1 protein-coding gene is annotated in these 1026 nt (G+C 44.2%); it reads right to left on the bottom strand.

The features are described from left to right. Nucleotides 1-742, bottom strand: a 742-nt coding sequence (locus tag ACTF5Z_RS12310; RefSeq protein WP_438985890.1) for an FAD-dependent oxidoreductase, incomplete at its 3' end; no start/stop codon positions are given. Nucleotides 743-1026: the final 284 nt, after the last annotated feature.

A 1026-nucleotide genomic window follows, 5' to 3' on the forward strand; every position in this document is an offset into this window, starting at 1 on the left:
TGGTATGAGTTATCCAGCAGCACATTTGCTTGGGATGTGTTGCAGTTGAGCCCATCAAAGACATTACCGGCTCGGGGGTATCGCCCCACTGCTCTTGCATAACAGAAAAATCAACTGTTCTGGCGTCTATTCTGGGGGGAGTTCCGGTTTTTAAGCGGTCAACACGTAAATTGAGATCTCGTAAGCGGGCAGCTAAAGTCATAGCTGCAGGATCACCAGCGCGTCCACCTTGGCTTTGTTCTAAACCAATGTGGATCTTACCTGCTAAAAAAGTTCCGGCTGTTAGCACTACGGTTTGTGCTTTGAACCGAAGCCCCATTTGAGTGATGACGCCTTCTACTCGATCACCCTTGATAATGAGATCGTCGACCGCTTGCTGAAAAATCCAAAGGTTCGATTGCTGTTCTAAACGCTTACGAATTGCTGCTTTGTACAATACCCGGTCGGCTTGCGCACGAGTCGCTCTAACTGCAGGCCCTTTGCGGGAATTGAGTACTCGAAATTGTATTCCCGCCTCGTCAGTGGCTTCGGCCATTACGCCACCCAAGGCATCGATTTCTCGAACAAGATGGCTTTTCCCGATGCCACCTATAGCAGGGTTACACGACATTTGACCCAAAGTATCTACACTGTGTGTGATTAGTAACGTAGCGCAGCCCATCCTGGCCGAAGCTAGAGCGGCTTCGGTGCCGGCGTGACCGCCACCAATAACGATAACGTCAAAGGTCTGTGGATAGTCCACTGTATAACCCTCTTACTTTGAAAAAGAGGGGCATTATACGAGTAAATTTTTGTTCTAGCCAAAACTTGTTCTTGGTGTTTTTGAATAAGATACGTTTTTAAAACAATGTAAATAAATAGATATATATTAAGTATATAGTTCTTATTCTAGTAATTATTAGAGCGCCTTCTATCTGTGTAAAACGCTAAAAAAATGATCAGAATCATATATTTACGAATTTATAAAAGGTTGTAAAAAGTGGCCTAAGCTAGGTGGAAATATGACGTAAAATCTGTGTATAAGTC

Source organism: Aequoribacter sp., assembly GCF_965659035.1.
Taxonomy (GTDB): domain Bacteria; phylum Pseudomonadota; class Gammaproteobacteria; order Pseudomonadales; family Halieaceae; genus Aequoribacter.